This is a genomic window from Anaeromassilibacillus sp. SJQ-5, assembly GCF_054108045.1.
The window spans coordinates 2347076-2365775 of sequence record NZ_JBPJWQ010000001.1; the positions used below are offsets into that span (position 1 = coordinate 2347076).

At 52.7% G+C, this 18700-nt stretch carries 18 protein-coding genes; 4 read left to right on the forward strand and 14 right to left on the reverse strand.

What is annotated here, in order from left to right; translation table 11 throughout:
* Position 1 precedes the first annotated feature (1 nt).
* The 11 genes from rfbA to ACSAMM_RS10050 form a co-directional block, all read right to left on the reverse strand.
* A complete protein-coding gene (rfbA, locus tag ACSAMM_RS10000; RefSeq protein WP_457791232.1) occupies positions 2–877 on the reverse strand; it encodes a glucose-1-phosphate thymidylyltransferase RfbA in 876 nt (291 codons plus the stop codon).
* Between the two features lie 17 nt (positions 878–894).
* Positions 895–1992 carry an EpsG family protein gene (locus ACSAMM_RS10005; RefSeq protein ID WP_457791233.1) on the reverse strand — a complete coding sequence of 366 codons (1098 nt, stop codon included), beginning with the start codon at positions 1990–1992 and terminating at the stop codon, positions 895–897.
* A gap of 39 nt (positions 1993–2031) precedes the next feature.
* Positions 2032–3297, reverse strand: coding sequence for a hypothetical protein (locus ACSAMM_RS10010; protein WP_457791234.1), 1266 nt, complete (start codon positions 3295–3297; stop codon positions 2032–2034).
* 26 nt (positions 3298–3323) lie between these two features.
* Positions 3324–4430: a glycosyltransferase family 2 protein gene (locus tag ACSAMM_RS10015; RefSeq protein WP_457791235.1), complete on the reverse strand. Its 1107-nt coding sequence runs from the start codon at positions 4428–4430 to the stop codon at positions 3324–3326.
* A 4-nt stretch (positions 4431–4434) separates the two neighbouring features.
* Entirely contained in the window at positions 4435–5493 is a 1059-nt protein-coding gene (locus ACSAMM_RS10020) for an NAD-dependent epimerase/dehydratase family protein (protein WP_457791236.1), read from the reverse strand.
* Between the two features lie 13 nt (positions 5494–5506).
* The gene (locus ACSAMM_RS10025) at positions 5507–6226 is read right to left on the reverse strand and encodes an IspD/TarI family cytidylyltransferase (protein ID WP_457791237.1); all 720 of its coding nucleotides are present in this window, start codon (positions 6224–6226) and stop codon (positions 5507–5509) included.
* Between the two features lie 17 nt (positions 6227–6243).
* A complete protein-coding gene (locus ACSAMM_RS10030) occupies positions 6244–7413 on the reverse strand; it encodes a CDP-glycerol glycerophosphotransferase family protein (RefSeq protein WP_457791238.1) in 1170 nt (389 codons plus the stop codon).
* Between the two features lie 11 nt (positions 7414–7424).
* Positions 7425–8495 (reverse strand): glycosyltransferase family 2 protein, encoded by a 1071-nt coding sequence (locus tag ACSAMM_RS10035; RefSeq protein WP_457791239.1) that lies wholly within the window; start codon positions 8493–8495, stop codon positions 7425–7427.
* A 24-nt stretch (positions 8496–8519) separates the two neighbouring features.
* The gene (locus ACSAMM_RS10040) at positions 8520–9578 is read right to left on the reverse strand and encodes a glycosyltransferase family 2 protein (RefSeq protein WP_457791240.1); all 1059 of its coding nucleotides are present in this window, start codon (positions 9576–9578) and stop codon (positions 8520–8522) included.
* Positions 9579–9641: 63 nt separating this feature from the next.
* On the reverse strand, positions 9642–10745 hold the full coding sequence (gene glf / locus ACSAMM_RS10045) for a UDP-galactopyranose mutase (RefSeq protein ID WP_457791241.1): 1104 nt from the start codon (positions 10743–10745) through the stop codon (positions 9642–9644).
* Between the two features lie 32 nt (positions 10746–10777).
* Positions 10778–10918, reverse strand: coding sequence for a hypothetical protein (locus ACSAMM_RS10050; protein WP_457791242.1), 141 nt, complete (start codon positions 10916–10918; stop codon positions 10778–10780).
* A 90-nt stretch (positions 10919–11008) separates the two neighbouring features.
* On the opposite strand from ACSAMM_RS10050, the gene pyrB reads away from it, so the two are divergent.
* Both pyrB and ACSAMM_RS10060 read left to right on the forward strand, forming a co-directional pair.
* Positions 11009–12079 carry an aspartate carbamoyltransferase gene (pyrB, locus tag ACSAMM_RS10055; RefSeq protein WP_457791243.1) on the forward strand — a complete coding sequence of 357 codons (1071 nt, stop codon included), beginning with the start codon at positions 11009–11011 and terminating at the stop codon, positions 12077–12079.
* Positions 12039–12629, forward strand: coding sequence for a flavodoxin family protein (locus ACSAMM_RS10060; protein WP_457791244.1), 591 nt, complete (start codon positions 12039–12041; stop codon positions 12627–12629). Before pyrB ends, ACSAMM_RS10060 begins: the two co-directional genes overlap by 41 nt.
* Positions 12630–12677: 48 nt before the next feature.
* Here the strand turns inward: ACSAMM_RS10060 and ACSAMM_RS10065 are convergent, their stop codons facing one another.
* Complete coding sequence (locus tag ACSAMM_RS10065; RefSeq protein ID WP_457791245.1) at positions 12678–12890, reverse strand: helix-turn-helix domain-containing protein; 213 nt, start codon at positions 12888–12890, stop codon at positions 12678–12680.
* A gap of 51 nt (positions 12891–12941) precedes the next feature.
* Complete coding sequence (locus tag ACSAMM_RS10070; protein ID WP_457791246.1) at positions 12942–13403, reverse strand: DUF2975 domain-containing protein; 462 nt, start codon at positions 13401–13403, stop codon at positions 12942–12944.
* 382 nt (positions 13404–13785) lie between these two features.
* Here ACSAMM_RS10070 and secA point away from each other — a divergent pair, with 382 nt between their 5' ends.
* The gene (gene secA, locus ACSAMM_RS10075; RefSeq protein WP_457791247.1) at positions 13786–16545 is read left to right on the forward strand and encodes a preprotein translocase subunit SecA; all 2760 of its coding nucleotides are present in this window, start codon (positions 13786–13788) and stop codon (positions 16543–16545) included.
* Positions 16546–16611: 66 nt separating this feature from the next.
* Positions 16612–17709 carry a redox-regulated ATPase YchF gene (gene ychF / locus ACSAMM_RS10080; protein WP_178724878.1) on the forward strand — a complete coding sequence of 366 codons (1098 nt, stop codon included), beginning with the start codon at positions 16612–16614 and terminating at the stop codon, positions 17707–17709.
* Between the two features lie 45 nt (positions 17710–17754).
* Here the strand turns inward: ychF and ACSAMM_RS10085 are convergent, their stop codons facing one another.
* Positions 17755–18693, reverse strand: coding sequence for a DUF1848 domain-containing protein (locus ACSAMM_RS10085; RefSeq protein WP_457791248.1), 939 nt, complete (start codon positions 18691–18693; stop codon positions 17755–17757).
* Between the last annotated feature and the right edge of the window lie 7 nt (positions 18694–18700).

The following is an 18700-nucleotide window of genomic DNA, read 5'->3' on the forward strand; positions in this document are numbered from 1 at the left end:
TTCATGCCTGCTCGGCTTCCGCAATTTTAAACAGATAGTGGCCGTACTCAGAGGATTTGAACCGCGCGGCCTGGGTGAGGAGCTGCTCCCGGCTGATGAATCCCTGGCGGTAGGCGATTTCTTCGATGCAGGAGACGAACAAGCCCTGCCGTGTCTGAATGGCTTCCACAAAGTTGGCGGCGGCCAGCATGGCCCTATGATTGCCGGTATCCAGCCAGGCCATTCCACGGCCGAACAGCTCCACCTTCAGCTGACCGCGGCGGAGATACTCGTTATTGACGGCTGTGATTTCAATTTCGCCGCGAGCGGAGGGCTGCACCTGCTTGGCGATCTCGACCACCTGATTGTCATAAAAATACAGGCCGGGAACCGCATAGCTGGATTTCGGCTTCTGCGGTTTTTCCTCAATGGACAGCACGTTCCAGTCCTTGTCGAATTCCACCACGCCGAATTCGGTGGGGTTGCTGACATGGTAGCCGAAGATGGTGGCACCGGTTTTACGATCGGAGGCGTTTTTCAGTCGTTCGCTGAAGCCGTAGCCATAGAAAATGTTGTCGCCCAATATTAGGCAGACGTTATCCCTTCCGATGAAGGATTCCCCCACGATGAAGGCGTCGGCCAGGCCGCGGGGCGTTTCCTGCACGGCATAGGAGAACTGCATGCCCAGCTGAGAACCATCCCCGAACAGCTCCCGAAAGCCGGGAAGATCCCGGGGCGTGGAAATGATCAGAACCTCCCGGATGCCCGCGAGCATCAGGGTGGACAACGGGTAATAAATCATCGGCTTGTCATAGACGGTCAGAATCTGCTTGGAACAGGCGATGGTGGACGGGTACAGCCGCGTACCGGCACCGCCAGCTAAAATAATGCCTTTCATATAAAACAAGCCTCCTGTTAATGCAGCCAAATGTGATCGTATGGAACCAAGCCCCAGCCGCCCGCTGAACGCAACAAGCGCAAAATATGCAGTCCAACTATTGCGACCAGCCAAATAAAGCGCTGACTTTGTCTCTTTTCCTTTAGCAGAGTATTTGGAACTAAGAAAATCATCGGCAGATAGAAATAATAGGTAAATCTCGTGACTTCTGGAATCCAGCCGCAAAAAATAGTCAATAAGAGTGCCACAAAGAAAGCATTCATGAAAATCGTTTGAATACGACTGACAACAATCGTATCGTAATAAAACAGGATCATCATTAAGACGGAAAACATTGCTACTATCATAAACATATCAACCTGCAATGTTTTGTCCATATAGGCCGAACCAATATACGAAGGGCGGAAAGTAGCAAACAAAAACCGCAGCAACTGATTATAGAATAGGTTAAACGGAGCCAAAATGAGCATCAGCACAATATAAACACTCAATTTATAACGAGCGCTAAGAACAAAGTAGAACAAAACCATAATAATCGCCGTGAAATGGAACATCGTGGCGAAAGCAATCAATACCATGTAAGAGATTACTCTTTTTTTCTCAATGTACTGATAGGCTAGCATTACTAGCATCAAGGCCATCCATTGACGAATTTGGTTAAGATTTAGCAGAAAAAAATAACCTATAATGAAATAAAGTAAAAAGCTAATGGGATAGTTCTCAGAATACTTATGAATACAGATAAAAAACAAAATATAGGCTGCCAAACACAAAAACACCAAAACAAATTGAAAGCTTAAACCAAGATGAATAACCAATTTGTTCAACCATACATAAGCGATATCCATTTGAGATAAGCCGCCATTGCTAATCTTATCAAACTCCTTGACATAATTTACATAGTCATTGCCGACATAATACATTCCCGCATTAAAAATATACAATGGGAAAAATGTCATAGCAATCCAAAAATTTCTTTTTAATAAATGAATTTGATGCTGTTTCGCGTTTACGCGAAAGTCCCCCTCTATTTCCTGGGCCAGTTGACATTCTGCACACCTCCAAAACCAGGCAAACAGCATGGTCACTCCCAGCAACGCCACATATATTCCCATGGTTATATTCTCCCGGTTATTATGCCTCAGGCCAATGGCTCATTTCAGCAAAACTGCACCCAACACAGGCGTTTTTAATTGATTGCATATTTCCAGTTCGCGCTGAATTGACAATTTGGTAGAACGTCCCGCTTCTTCCATAAAAATCACGCCATCTGCTTGTCCAATTTTGTCCAAGACAGCCGGTTGATTCAATGCTTCGTTTGAAAGGTCGATTGCGAAGTTTTGCTTTTCCAGGCAGGCCCTTAAGGGGATAGTCATTTCATCCCAGGCTTTTTGGTCTGCAATACCTGCGATAAGAATATTTTTGGGGCAAGATTCCAAAGCCTGAAGAGTCTGTGTCACCATTTTCGCACACAAATCAACATTCATATCCGCCTCACAGCGTCCTTCCAGACGATCAATTAACCTATCAAGCCATTTCATTCGGCGGCGCTTTTTTCCAGTTGTTCGACACACACTCAAAACCGAAATTCCAGCTTCCTTTAGATCGGTTTCTTCCCATACCTTAATACTAACCGCCTGCATAAAAAACAAAACAACCACAGCTATCATGGCACCAGCCATAAACCCCCAAATAGCACCCTTAATCGTACTTTTTAAGATGCCGGACAGACTAGGCCGGGAACCGGCCACCACCTCTGTGTTTGCTGTCTCAATTTGAGGAATCAAGCCTGCATCCGGCTCCGGCAACGCCTGATACGAACGTGTTCCAACAGTTTTATACGAAAAATCGCCGCAGACATCTGTTACTTGCTGAATCAGAACGGTTTCCAAGGCTTTACACATATCGCTAGATAGAGTTTTGTCCGCAGTCGTTACGGTGATGCTAACCATATTGTTTCCATCAGTTTGTACACTGTAATAGCCCTTGAATGTCTGAAAATCAAAGGGATAATTGAAAATCTGCTTAGTCCGGTACTTCATTTTAAATAATTTCTGCCGATCTTCTGCATCAACCTCTTTGGCTTTCGCAAAAAACAACTCTTTTTGCTGATTCATAACAGCATTGGTATTGGATAAATTGGTAAACACACTCAACAGACTTTTTGTCTGATCGATATTGCCATCCTTTTCAATATACAAAAGCCTCGTTTCTGAATAGCGATAAGGCAAATCGCTCGTTGAAATTTCCTCCGTATTTTCTGCCGCAGGTGTTTCCTGATAAGTGAGATATTGTATAGATAGCGGAACAGCACGAATCCCTGCCCACACCACGGTAATCAGCAAGGTAATTAGTAAAAAAACTTTTGCTCTTTTAAGAATAAAAATCAAAAACGTTCTTAAATCGAAAAACTTCTCCATAATTCCTCCGAGTTTTCACGCAGACTTCAACGAGTTATTACTTCCAAATCATCTGCGAAACGAATTTTATTGTACCGAATCGTTTTTCTTTGTTTCACAAGAATAAAGCGCAGATATATTTTGGATAAACTTATTAATAAGCCATAATTCGCGTGCGCATACAAAGCCGCCATCAGCCATTTAGTTTTACTGACCGCACGAACCTGCTTGGAAATTGTTTTATTCCAGGGGAAATCATAGGCAGGATGCTTTTTAAGTGAGCGGAGAAGCCGTTTCTTCTCCGCGAAGGAATATGGGCAAGACTTATGCAGCAATGCCCGCTGCAACAAAGTAATAAGATCAGTCATCGCTAGAGGGATGGTCTCTGAATACTGTAGCCCATTCGGATATACATACTGCCAGATATCATATTGCAAATCAGAGACAATAAGCAGAGAATCAATCACATTTTGATCAAAGCGCGCTGAAACACTATGTGACAATCTTTTAAAGTATATATAGTACGCCTGTGGATTGATCACCAAGGTGGAGGTATGTTGATAAACCTGGTAAGTCATTTTAGAGTCTTCACTGCCAAAACGCATGGATTCATCAAATTGCAGGGCATATTTTCTAATTATTGATGCCTTATAGAGCCCATCCCACACATAGTCAAATATCCGTAGTCCATGCATATGAAAAAACTGTGACCGGACTTCTTCCCCCTGATAGACATACAAATTTGGCGCGGTGACATAAATCACCTTTTCCAGCGAGTCTCCGCATACATCCGCACGAACCCGACCGAATTTAACCATGCCTGCATGGTGTTTTACCGCCAGCTTATAATTATCCTCCAGTAGAGTCGGCATATACAAATCGTCATTATCAATGAAAGTCAAATACTCGCCTTGAGCCATAGTCAACCCGCGATTACGGGCGCCGCACAGACCGGTATTTTCTTGATGTACCACCACAACGCGTGAATCTTTATCCCCATATTCGTCACAGATGGCACCGCTGCCGTCTTTTGACCCGTCGTCAATAAGGATTAACTCGAAATCCCGAAAAGTCTGATTCAAAACGCTGTCAATGGCACTGCGCAAGTAGTTTTCCGAATTGTAGACCGGCATAATTACACTGATAGCTGGCATTATACTATCCTCCTTTATGCGTCGATTCTTGATAGGCAATGGTACGTTGAAAACCTGCTTTCAGAGTTATAGTAGGTTTCCACCCTAATGAAACAATTCTGGAACAGTCCAATTTTGGCACTGGATTTGCCAGATAAGCACTAGTGTCTTTGGGAATATCAATAACTACACGTATTCCTTTTTCTGGATAAAGTTCGGCAAGCAGCTCCGCTAACTTGCGCACCGTAGTAGATTTATCAGTGGAGAGATTATATACGAATTCTTTACCATTTAACAAAACGAGGAAGAGCCCCGCGACCATATCACTAATATACGTAAAGGCCAATTCCATGGTTCCCTGACTTTTCAAAACAATATTCTCACCGCGCACAACATTGGAGATAAAATCGCCCCACACGCGTCCATTGTCCATTACCCAGTCCGGTCCATACGTATGTGCTATGCGCGCTACCCTGACAGGAACACCATACTGGTGGGCGTATGCGCGGCATATAGCTTCCGCCATACGCTTGCTTTCTGGATAACATGACCGCACGACTGTGGGATCCAAAACGCCGTACTCCTCTTCGGAGATGGAACTCTTATCGGCATCAAACTTTCCATATATTTCTCGGGTGGACAGATAGAGAAAACCTTCGCTTTTTCGTTCCATCGCTGTTCGCAGCATATTCTCAGTACCCATGGTATTTGCTTGAATAGTACCAACGGGATCGGTAGTGAAAAAACGGGGACTTGCCTGACTGGCGGCATGCACGATATAGTCGACAGGGCCCGAATAATCCAGTACTTGGGATACGTCCTGTATCAGCAACGTAATGTCGGACCGAACAAGAATATTCCCAAACTGCTGCTTCGCTTTTTCGCCATTACGCACGAGCGCCAACACTCGAATATTCAGATGTCGTGTGTCGTTCAAATACAGCAGCGTAAACACCAAATAGGATGCGATCATCCCACTAGCGCCGGTGACGAGTACCGTTTTCCCCTGCAACTTGTCCCAGGAAACCGGTTGGGAAACGATATGCTCCAGATCCTCCAGGATAACTGCATGTAAATCCAGCATGGCGTACTCCTTTTTACAGTCCCAGAATCTCCTTGCTTTCGCGCAAATCCACCAGGGCCTTAAAAATGTAATAATCATCAGGACGCGTAATTTTGATATTGGCAAAATCGCATTGGACAAAATGCAGGGATTTTCCGAGCGCCGTCATCAGGGTACAGGTGTCAATCGTAATGCTGTCCGGCATGGATTTTCCTTGTTCATGAGCCCAGAGCACATCCTTATAATAAAAGCTCTGGGGCGCTTTAGCAATATAGAGCTTACTGCGCTCAATGGTACTTTCCACCGTCACGCCATCGGTACTGACAACGCCGGTCTCGGTAAACGGATCGGCTGTAATGGCAGAACCATATTTTTTGACCGCTTCGATATTATCGGAAATTAACTGGGCGGTAATCATGGGACGTACGGCATCGTGCATTAGCACAATGTCATCGTCTTGGCACAAATCAGCCAAGCCATACAAGGCGTTCAGCTTGGACTCCTGGGTATCTTTTCCCCCTTGGACAATCTTATACAGCTTGGTAATCCCATAATCGGTACACATTTTCTCAAGGCGGTCTTCCCAGCCGGAAACGCAGGCCACAATAATGTGATCAATGGCAGGATGCTGCTGAAAAACCTCCAGGGTATATATGATAATCGGCTTACCATATAATTTGAGGAACTGTTTAGGACAGGCTGCCGTTTTCATACGTTGTCCTGTTCCTCCCGCAAAGATGGTAGCGACATTCATATGCAACCCCCTCCTCTCTACTTACCAAAGCACTCCTGGTAGAGTTTGTCTCCCAGGGTTTTGGCGGCATAACCGGTCTCGCAACTCTCCAGCTCTTCATGATGTTCCTGTATACGGCGAGCATAGTCCTGCTCGTCAAACAACTCGATGAGCTCTGCCAGCTCTCCATTGCTCTGGGCCAGGAGGGCAGGCCAACGCTCAATTGGCGTGTAAAAATCCCGTTCTGACTGATATTGCTGCCTATCGGGGGCATACAGGAAGCAAGGGCGGCGGGTGAAGGAATAATCCCATATGGAGGAAGAGTAATCCGTTATCAGGATATCTGCTGTACATAACAACTCCTGCATATCGTCATAGTCCGACACGTCTATCACGCTTGCTTGCGGTTCATGATGTTGCTGATTAAAATAATGATCCCGATAAAAGAAAATCCATTCTCCGCCAAAACGCTTCTTCAGCGAAACCAGACAGGTCTCTACATGGAGCGGTTCCATCTGAGTAGCCGCCTCCACTGACGTAGTGGTGCCGCCTCGGTAAGTGGGGGCATACAAAACAATGCGACAGTCGTCAGATACTCCATACGTATGTCTAACCTTACGGATAACCTGCTGTGGGGGATCAAACAAAATATCGTTACGGGGCATTCCCCATTCCTTCATTTTTTCTGGAGATAGGGAGGCAGCCTCGGCCATAATGGCGCTGAAACGTTTGGAACTGGAAATAAACCAACGAGTTTGCTCGGCCATGAGGGCATTCAGTTTTTTTTCCATGGGATCTTTTTTCCAATCACTAAGAACGCGCTTATAAGCGCCGCCACCGTGCCAGGTGTTCACCATACATTGATTTTTACGCAAAGGAGGAAAGTACATGGCAAGACCGTTATTGGATACGATGGCGCCAGCAGTCATCACAGCTTTCATAAAAGCTGGAGAGTCGTTTTTCACGACACGTATGCCTTGTTCTTTTAACTCAGGATATTGTTCTGGGTGATCCAGTACCCAAATAATCTCCCATTCTCCGGGATAGGCACACTGGAGATATTCCGACACATACTTTGGATTGCAGGCATATCGCTGGCCCTCATAACTGATAAAAACCACCCGGTTGTGTTTGACAGGAAACACCCGCATCAAACGCAATATTCCCCGTATACAGCGCTTGATGGCAAAGGCTAAGTTTACATTCATAACAAGGGCTCCTATCGGCTTTGTTTAGCCTTGGCGAAAACCATCGGCAGTTTATTTTTTACGATATAGATGCCTCGTCCCCCCATGAGGCAAAGGCCGGTGCGATGCTTTTTCAGCCAGGCGGCCATAAGGCGAACTAACCGGCTGCTTCCGTGGGAGAAAGAAATCAAATCATTAAAAAGCGGTTGTTCATACAGTTCCGCTAAAAAGCGCTTACGGTCGGCATGCGACATAGAGGCTCTGGGATCGCAGTTTCTCTGCAACGCAGAAAAGATATAACGCACATAAATATTGGCCAGGATTCGCCGGACTTGATCATCCAGAAGTCCCCAATATTGATATTGTTCGTATAATAAACGCACTCGTTTATAATGGAGTTCAAAATAAGCCGGCACGAAGCGATTGGTAAGACTTCCGTCAATTCGCTTTTTATAATGATAGGGCGTGCTACTCAGCAGATTGACCCGTTCCATCTCCATGAAAGCCTGTACATTAAAGAGGAAATCCTCATTGAGCGGCGCCACCTCAAACAGCACCTGATACTTACGAAGATAGGCTGTGTCGTAACACTTGTTCCAGACATAACCATATAAGGTCTTTTCCTCGAGAAAAATGACCTCCCGGCGCAAAGCTTCCTGGCTATCCAACACCTGGTCTTTCCCACAAGAGACCGGCACACAATGATGCAGGCGATCCTCGGCATCGTAGTATTCTTCTATAAGTCCGAATACCACAGCCTGCGCCGGATTTTTCTCCAGAGAACGTACGATTTGGTCGAACAGGGTATCGTCAACAACGTCGTCCGCATCCATAAAGAACACATACCGACCCACTACATATTCCAGGCCGGTGTTTCTCGCCAGGCTGCTGCCGGCGTTCACCTCTTTATGAATCACACGGATGCGTGTGTCTTCCCGCGCCAGACGGTCGGCAATATTCCCACTATTGTCAGAAGACGCGTCGTTCACCAGTATCAATTCAAAATCGGAAAATGTCTGCTGCAACAAGCTTCTAACCGATGAATCCAAATAATCCCCGGCGTTATATACCGGCATGACGACGCTGATAAATGGTTGTGACATAGGGAACCGCCTTTCGCTCTGGGTTTACCGTTTGGCCTTCAGGGTGGCGAAGGTTTTGGTATGCTTGGTTTTGATTTTGGTGATGACGCGGCTTTCCAGCATGGTCAGGGATACGTTCCCCCATTTAATGGGAACCAGCATCGTTTTCATCATAGTCGATCGCGGCCGGGCCAGCTTCAGGCAGGTTTTCGCATTGTCGCTACGGATCATCGCCGCGATTTGCTTTTTCTTCTCCTCTTTGGGAAGCTGACATTTCTCATTGGTCACATTTTCCACGCAGCCAACCAGCCGTTCCACATAGCGGCGCGCCACCATTTCCATGCTGGGGCCGTCCTGGATGCCCCAATGCTGATACAAATCCAGCATCCAGCCGTGCTCATCCTCCCGCTTCTGGTACATGGCGGGCACATATTTGGCGGTTTCCGAATCCGCCCGGGCGCGCATGAAATGATAGTACTGTTTGGAGGACACCACCACTTTCTCCACGTCGCGGATGACGCTAAGATTAAAGGGGAAATCATCCCAGATGGTCTGCGGGAAGCGCAGGCCTTTGCCATCGATATAGGCGCGCAGGTAGAGCTTGTTCCAGGGGGTGTACAGGAGATTGGTATCAAACAGCTTGTAGGCATTCTCCCGGAACGCCTTCTGGTCATAAACGGCGTCGGGCTGCACCTGGTTCTGGGACAAATACTCGGTGTCATTGTAGTAAGTATCGATGAAGAAGCCGGTCACCACCAGCTGGGCCTCGTGCTTTTCCGCCAGCTCAACCATATCCTGCAGCATGGTGGGCTCTGCCCAGTCGTCGGAATCCATGAAGTAGTAATACTTCCCCCGTGCCTCCTCCATCGCCATGTTGCGAGCGCTGGGAGCGCCGCCGTTTTCCCGATGGAACACCCGGATACGGCTGTCCTTCTGCGCGTACTCATCGCAGATCTTGCCGCTGTTGTCCGGCGTTCCGTCGTCCACAATCAGGAACTCAAAATCGGAAAGCGTCTGGGAAAGCATGCTTTCGATGGCCTTTCCAACGAACTTTTCCACCTTGTACACCGGCATAATGACACTGACTTTGACTGCGTTATCCATTCTGTTACCTCCAACGCCGAACCCGGCAAATAGCAATCCCTGGCCGGAAGGCCAGGGCGGCTGTTATTCTCCCAATTCTTTTCTGCAAAGGGTCAGCGCCGAGGCGATCACCTTGTCCATATCGTAATACCGGTATTCCGCCAGACGGCCGCCAAACAGGACGTTGGTTTCCGTTTTGGTCAACTCCGCATATTGCTGATACAGCGCCTGGTTGGTCTCGTCGTTGACGGGATAATAGGGCTCCATTCCCTCTTCCCAGGTTTCGGGATACTCCCGGGTGATGACGGTAGTGGGCTGGGTGCCGAATTCGAAATGCTTATGCTCGATAATGCGGGTGAAGGGTGTCTCGCGGTCGGTGTAGTTGACAACCGCCACGCCCTGATAGTTTTCCATGTCCAGCTCTTCACTCTCAAAGCGCAGGCTGCGGTATTCCAGCTTGCCGAACCGGTACTGATAAAAGGCGTCGAGCATACCGGTATACACCACCTTGTCCGCCATGGCGTTGAAGGCTTCCCGATCGCTGTCATAATCCACGCCCAGCCGCACCTCGACCCCCGCGATCAGGCCCTCGATGAGGACGTTGTAGCCGCCGATGGGGATCCCTTGATACCGGTCGTTGAAATAGTTGTTGTCGTAGGTGTAGCGCACGGGCAGCCGCTTGATGATAAAGGCGGGCAGCTGGGTGCAGTCCCGGCCCCACTGCTTCTCGGTATACCCCTTGACCAGCTTGGTATAAATGTCGGAGCCGACCAGACGGATGGCCTGCTCCTCCAGGTTGCGGGGCTCCCCTTCCACGGCGGCCTGCTGTTCCGCAATTTTCGCGCGGGCCTGCTCGGGCGTCACGACACCCCACATTTTATTAAACGTGTTCATATTGAAGGGCATATTATAAATCTCGCCCTTATAGTTGGCGATGGGGGAATTGGTGTACCGGTTGAACTCGGCAAAGCGATTAACATAGTCCCAGATGTCCCGGCTGTTGGTATGGAAAATATGGGCGCCATATTTATGCACATGAATCCCGTTGACATCCTCGCAGTAGAGGTTGCCACCGATATGATCCCGCTTTTCAATAATGAGGCAGCGCTTTCCCTTCGCTGTCGCCTGCTGGGCAAACACTGCCCCAAAGGGGCCGCAGCCCACGATGAGATAGTCGTATTTTTTCAAGTCCGTATCTCCTTTAAACCCCAGTTTATTCGTCACTGCATGGTATTTTCTCCCCGGTATTTTGGTACAAACACCGATATTATAGCAGTTCCCTTTCTATTTTGCAACGCTTTTCTCCAGGGATTCACAATTCGTACATATTGTTTATCAATAACCCCTAAAAACTCCGGCATTCTCCCACCCCTTTACGCATACGGGGCATTGCGCGCCGCCGGGGATCGTGCTATACTGAAAAAAATCCGCAGCAGAGGAGACATGTCCCTATGCAGAACCGTCATCTTATCGATTTATCCGACCTTTCCGTGGCCGAATGGGAGGAAATTACTGCCCTGGCCAGCGATATCCGCCGGCATATGGACGACTATTACGGCGTCTGCCGCGGCAAGATTCTCGCCACGCTGTTCTATGAGCCCTCCACCCGTACCCAGATGTCCTTTCAGACCGCCATGCTGCGTCTGGGCGGCCGGATTATCGGCTTCGACAACCCCGGCAATTCCTCGGTGGCCAAGGGGGAAACCATCAAGGATACGGTCCGCGTGGTCAGTGGCTATTCCGACATCATCGCCATGCGGCACCCCACCGCCGGCGCGGCGCTGGCCGCTGCCCTGTATTCCAGGGTGCCGGTTATCAATGCGGGAGACGGCGGGCATCTCCATCCCACGCAAACCCTCACCGACCTGACCACCCTGCGCAACGAAAAGGGCACCTTTTCGGGTTTGTGCATCGGCCTGTGCGGCGATCTGAAAAACGGACGGACGGTGCATTCCCTTATCAAGGCCATGTCCCGCTTCTCTGGAAACCGGTTCGTGCTGATCTCCACCCCTCATCTCGGTATTCCCCATTACATCAAGGATTATTTGGCGGCGGCGGGCTGTCCGTGGCAGGAAATGGACAACTTGGCCGAGGCCATGCCTCTGCTCGACGTACTGTATATGACCCGTATCCAGCGGGAACGCTTTGAAACGGCGGAGGAATACGAACGGCAGAAAGGCGTCTACGTGCTGGACAAGCCCAAAATGCGGCGGGCCAAATCCGATTTGGTGGTGCTGCATCCCCTGCCTCGGGTGGACGAAATCACCCAGGAGGTAGACGACGATCCCCGCGCGAAATACTTTGAACAGACCGAATACGGCCTGTACGCCCGCATGGCCCTCATCATGAAAATGCTGGAGGGAGATGTCAAGCACCTGGACGCCGTCCCCGCGGGGGAAAGTTACGTTTGCGCCAATCCCCGGTGCATCACCCATGCGGAACCGTATCTCCCCCATACCTTCCGGAAAAGCGGTGATATGCTTGTCTGCGACTACTGCGAAGAACGCACCCTCCTCGGCTGAACGGGTGCTGGCCATTCTCGGCTCTCCCCGGGCGGACGGGCTGTCCGCCCGGATGCTGGACGCTTTCTTGACGGAGCTGCCAAAGGGAACGGCCGTCACCCGGATTTCCTGCTACGATCGCCGCCCCATTCCGTGTGACGACTGCCGGTACTGCTATCATCGGGAAGGATGCTCCAAGCGGGATTTGGACGATTTTTACGCCGCGCTGGAGGAGGCGGACCTGGTGGTGATAGCCACGCCGGTCTACCATCTTTCCTTTCCCGCCCCTCTCAAGGCCCTTATCGATCGGCTGCAGCGGTATTGGTCGGCCCGGTTCATTCTTGGCAAACGGCCGCCCATCTCGAAGGGGAAAAGGCTGGTGCTGCTCACCGCGTCTGGCAGCGGGTCGCCGGAGGGCGGGCCGCTGCTGGAAAAACAGCTGGCGCCTCCGCTGACCGTTATTCATGCTGTCCTGGCCGAGCGCGTCCACGCCGTGGGAGCCGACAGCCCGGATTTTGAGCCCGCCCCGTATTTGGAGGCCGCCAGGCTGGCGGCGCACCGTATGGTATAAAAGAAGGCTGTTCCGTCAGGAACAGCCTTCTTTTATACCATACGGGTACTACTTATCGTCATCGGTAAACTCGAGGATGTCGCCGGGCTGACAGTCCAGCGCCTGGCAAATGGCGTCCAGGGTGGAAAACCGGATAGCCCGGGCGCGGTTATTTTTCAGGATCGACAGATTGGCCAACGTAATGCCCACCTTCTCGGACAGTTCCGTCAGCCCTATCTTCCGTTTCGCCATCATAACGTCCAAGTTTACCAATATGCCCATCCGTTTACCCAACCTCTATCATCCATCTTCACACCGGCCGTCACGCCGCCGCTAAATGGTCATCTCGTTTTCTTCCTTATAAATAATGGCCTGCCGGAACAGCTCGGCGAACACGAACAATATCAGCCCAATGACCGAAAAAGCCACGAAAATCAGCACCATAAAAAACTTGGTCACAAAGAACATGCCGACGAAATAGGCTACCGCCAGCACCAGGCATTCCGTGCCGATGGTGCGCAGGCGGCGCACCGTGTCCCGGCAGAAGGGGCGGCCCACATTGACGTTGTGCATAATGCCCCGGGCCTGCCAGAGAATCAGCTCCGCCATCAGGCCGGAAAACATCAGCACCACAAAATATTTTTCATAAAAAAAGCCTTCCATGCCGGGCTCTCTGTCCGTTACGCCGGTAATGCTCCACGGCAGGGAAATCATCAGCCCCAGGGCCACCAGCATCAGCGCGATAAGCGCCGCTTCAATGATACCGCTGAGCCCGTTTTTGCTCACAGTCTTCATGCGCAATCGTGTCCTTTCCCTCCGGGAAAACGAATGCCCGGAAAGTCCATTCTTTATCCAAAATGGTATGCCGAATTCGGCGGCGGGGCGCTGCTGCCCGCCCATCGTCCGCATTTTTCTCCGCTATTATACCGCAAAACGATAAAAGGGTCAACGCCTGTCCGAAGAAATTTCAGGTTTTCGGCCAATACCGCCGACTTTTTGGTTGTATCCCTTCCAGGAATATGGTATGATATATAAGATACCGTGCCGGGCTTTCTGTCCTTGGGAACCATAGAAAGCCCGTACGATTCCTATAACGATCCGGGTATTGGCCGGCGGCCGGCGGTTGCCGGGCCGGCAGACACGCCCAGTTTGATAACGAAAGGAACGGTTAGGAACCATGGGACTTCTGAAAACTCTTTTCGGCGATTACAGCAAGCGGGAGGTCAAGCGCATCCAGCCCCTGTGCGACAAGGTGCTCGCGCTGGAAGAGGAATACCGCGCCATGTCCGACGAAACTCTGCGGGCCCAGACCGATAAGCTGAAAAACCGGCTGGAAACCGGCGAGACGCTGGACGATATTCTGCCGGAAGCGTTTGCCACCTGCCGCGAGGCGGCGGATCGGGTGCTGGGCATGCGTCACTTCCCCGTGCAGATCATCGGCGGCATCATCCTGCATCAGGGACGCATCGCCGAGATGCGCACCGGTGAAGGCAAAACGCTGGTGGCCACCCTGCCCGCCTATCTGAACGCGCTGAGCGGCAAGGGCGTGCACATCGTCACCGTCAACGACTATCTGGCCCGCCGCGACTCGGAATGGATGGGCAAGGTATATCGGTATCTCGGCCTGCAGGTGGGCTTGGTCGTCCACGGGCTGGACAACAACGAACGCCGCGCCGCCTATAACGCCGATATCACCTACGGCACCAACAACGAGCTGGGCTTCGATTACCTGCGGGACAACATGGTCATCTACAAGGAAAACAAGGTGCAGCGCCCCCACAACTACGCCATCGTCGACGAGGTGGACTCCATCCTGATCGACGAGGCGCGCACCCCGTTGATCATTTCCGGCCAGGGCGACAAGTCCACCGACCTGTATGAGCAGGCCGACCGCTTTGCCAAGACCCTGAAAATCACCCGCATCAAGGAAATGGACGCCAAAGAGGAGCAGGACACGGTGGACGGCGACTACATCGTGGACGAAAAAGCCCGCACCGCTACCCTGACCCAGGCGGGCGTGAAAAAGGCCGAGCAGTATTTCCATCTCGAAAATCTGATGGATTCGGACAACGTCACGCTGCTGCACCATATCAACCAGGCCATCAAGGCCCGGGGCGTCATGACCCGGGACGTGGATTATGTGGTCAAGGACGATCAGGTAATCATCGTCGACGAGTTCACCGGCCGTCTGATGTTCGGCCGCCGGTATAACGAGGGCCTCCATCAGGCCATCGAGGCCAAGGAAGGCGTCAAGGTGGAGCGGGAGAGCAAAACCCTGGCCACCATCACCTTCCAGAACTATTTCCGCCTGTACAAGAAGCTGTCCGGCATGACCGGTACCGCCAAGACGGAAGAGACCGAATTCCAGCAGATTTACAAGCTGGACGTGGTGGAAATTCCCACCAACAAGCCCACCATCCGAACCGATCTGCCCGACAGCGTTTACAAGACCGAGGCCGGCAAATTCAACGCCGTTATCCGGCAGATCGAGGAATGCCACGAGCGGCAGCAGCCGGTGCTGGTGGGTACCATTTCCATCGAAAAATCCGAGCACCTGTCCAATCTGCTGAAGAAAAAGGGCATCGCCCATGAGGTGCTCAACGCGAAGTATCACGAGAAGGAAGCCGAGATCATCGCCCAGGCCGGCAAAATCGGCGCGGTGACCATCGCCACCAACATGGCGGGCCGCGGCACCGATATTATGCTGGGCGGCAACCCGGAATACCTGGCCAAGGCGGAAATGCGCCGCATGGGGTTCCCGGAGGAAATGATCGTGGAATCCACCGGCTTCGGCGACACGGACAACGAGGAAATCATCGCGGCCCGCGCCACTTTCAAGGAGCTCAACGAGAAATACAAGGCTGAAATCAAGCCCGAGGCCGAAAAGGTGAAGGAAGCCGGCGGCCTGTTCATCCTGGGCACCGAGCGGCATGAATCCCGCCGGATCGACAACCAGCTGCGCGGCCGTGCCGGCCGGCAGGGCGACCCCGGCGCCACCCGCTTCTATCTGTCGCTGGAGGACGATCTGATGCGGCTGTTCGGCGGGGATCGGATCAACAACCTGATGGAGGCCCTCGGCATCGACGAGGACACCCCCATCGAAAACAAGATGCTGACCAATTCCATCGAGAGCGCCCAGCGCAAGGTGGAGGAGCGCAACTTCGGCATCCGCCGCGACGTGCTCCAGTATGACGACGTGATGAACCGCCAGCGGGAAATCATCTATAGCCAGCGGGACAAGGTGCTCAACGGCGAAAGCGTACGGGACAGCATCGTGAACATGATTAAGGAATCCATTGCGGAAACCGTCAAGACCTATACGGCCAACGATGAAACCCACGACGACTGGAACCTGGACGGGCTGCGGGATTACTACCGCGGCTGGCTGGCCGGGGACGACGATTTCCAATATGACGCCCAGGGGCTGGAGGATCTGGAGCGGCAGGATTTGGTGGACACCCTGACCGACCGGGCCATGTCGATTTACGACAAGAAGGAAGCCCAGTATGGCGGCGAGATCATGCGGGAGCTGGAACGGGTGATCCTGCTGAAAACAGTGGATCGCTACTGGATGGATCACATCGACAACATGGATGAGCTGCGCCGGGGCATTCACCTGCGCGCCTACGGCCAGAAGGATCCGGTGGTGATGTACCGGGTGGAAGGCTTCGACATGTTCGACCAGATGATTAACGCCATCCGGGAAGACACCTCCCGTCTGATGCTTACCGTGCAGATCCGCACCCAGGAGGAGCCCAAGCGGGAGCAGATTGCCAAGCCCACCTCCACCTCCTCAGACGGCACCGACAAGGCCCGCACCGTACGCAAAACCGCCAGCCAGAAGGTAGGCCGCAACGATCCCTGCCCCTGCGGCAGCGGCAAGAAGTACAAGAAGTGCTGCGGCCGCGGCGACGCGGGCGAACAGAGCGCCGATTAAGAGCGAAACGCAAGACCATTCAGGGCTTTGGCCCGGAGATACCACGGGGAAAGGACGTCATCCTTCTTGAAACTCGGTATTGTCGGATTGCCCAACGTGGGCAAATCCACTTTGTTTAACGCCATCACCAACGCGGGCGCCCAGAGCGCCAACTATCCCTTCTGCACCATCGACCCCAATGTCGGCGTGGTTTCGGTGCCGGACGTACGGCTGGACGAGCTGACGCGGATGTACAACCCCGCCAAAACCACGCCGGCGGTCATCGAATTCGTGGACATTGCCGGCCTGGTCAAGGGGGCCAGCAAAGGCGAGGGCCTGGGCAACAAATTCCTTGCCAACATCCGTGAGGTGGACGCCATCGTCCACGTGGTGCGCTGCTTCGAAAACGACGACATTGTGCACGTGGAGGGCAGCATCGACCCCCTGCGGGATATCGAGACCATCAACCTGGAGCTCATCTTCTCCGACATGGAGATGCTGGAGAGGCGGATCGATCGGACGGCCAAAGCCCTCAAGGGGGATAAGGGGCTGCAAACCGAGCTGGATTTCTTCAAGCGGGTTTATGCCGTTTTGGAGGAGGGCAAGCCCGCCCGCTCCGTCGAATGCACCCCGGAGGAGGCCGCCATGCTCTCCACCGTCTCCCTGTTGACTGCCAAACCGGTGATTTACGCCGCCAACCTCAGCGAGGCAGATTTCACCGGTGGCAGCCCGGAGCGTAACCCGCATTTTGCGAAGGTGGAACAGCTGGCCGCCGGGGAAAACGCCGAAGTGCTTCCCATCTGCGCCCAGCTGGAAGCCGATATCGCGGACATGGAGGGGGAGGAAAAGACTCTGTTCCTCTCCGAACTGGGTCTCGAGCATTCCGGCCTGGATCGGCTGATTCAAAAGAGCTACCACCTGCTGGGGCTCATCTCCTATCTGACGGCCGGGCCCCAGGAGGTGCGGGCCTGGACCATCACCCGGGGGACCAAGGCCCCCCAGGCGGCCGGGAAAATCCATACCGATTTCGAGCGCGGATTCATCCGGGCGGAGATTATTTCGTATGAGGATTTGATGGCCTGCGGTTCCATGACCGCCGCCAAGGAGAAAGGCCTGGTGCGCAGCGAGGGCAAGGAGTATGTGATGCAGGACGGCGACGTCGTGCTGTTCCGCTTCAATGTATGATACAAAAGAGCCCCCGGCACGTGAACGCGTGCCGGGGGCTTTCTTTTAATACAGGGTGGTTTGATTCTGCCGCAGGGATGCGCCCGGACGGGAACGGACGACATCATCCGGCAGAAGGCGGCCGGTAAGCAGGGGGGATAGGGGATCATGCCGCGCGCAGGCGGCGGCCACCGCCCCGCCGCCCGCGTTGGCATAGCAATAGACGCAGCCGTTGCGGCAGGTGTCGTAGGCACCGATGTCCACGCTGTCCACACAGCCGCAGTGCGGCCGCTGGCCGTTGTGTAGCTTCGCCTGAATGGGACAGCCGCAGACCCGTTCCACCCGCTCCCGGCTGATGCAGCTAGCGGGGCGGATGCCGAAGGGGCGCCAGTCCATTTCTTCACAGCAGGCCCGCACGTCCAAGCCCGCCTCCCCGCCGATGGCGCCGATCGTATTCGCCAGCGCCGCCATGTCGTCCGGCTGGGGCGGGCGGATGCGGCCGCTGCGTACCGCCGGGCGCACCTTGGCGTAAACGTCCAGAAAGCTGATGGTGCATTGCTCCGTATACCCCGCCAGGCGCCGGCAAAGGCGGGCGAACGCGTCCAGAATACGCGGTACATCCCAATCCGCGTTCAGCAGGATGGGATCGAACCGCCACAGCACCCGGTGAGTCCCCAGCCGATCCGCCAGACGGCGAAAGATGTCCGCGACAGCCGATTTATCCGGCAGGCCGGGCTCCAGCTCCGGGCCATAGGGGGTCAGAGTAAACTGAAAATAGTAGGGGATCCCCCTGGCATCCAATTCCGACAAGCGGGACAGGAAGGGGGCCGGATTCTTGGTCCAGAAGACGATGCAGTCCACGTTCTCCGGCGACAAGTCAATCCGGCTGACCTGCCGGGGATTGCGGGGGTTGCGCACCAGCAGGAACCCGGCCCGCAGCCGGTTCATCAGCCAATTCCCATAAAACGCCGGGATATCCGTCCGGCGACTGGCGCTGAGTATCATAGAACAG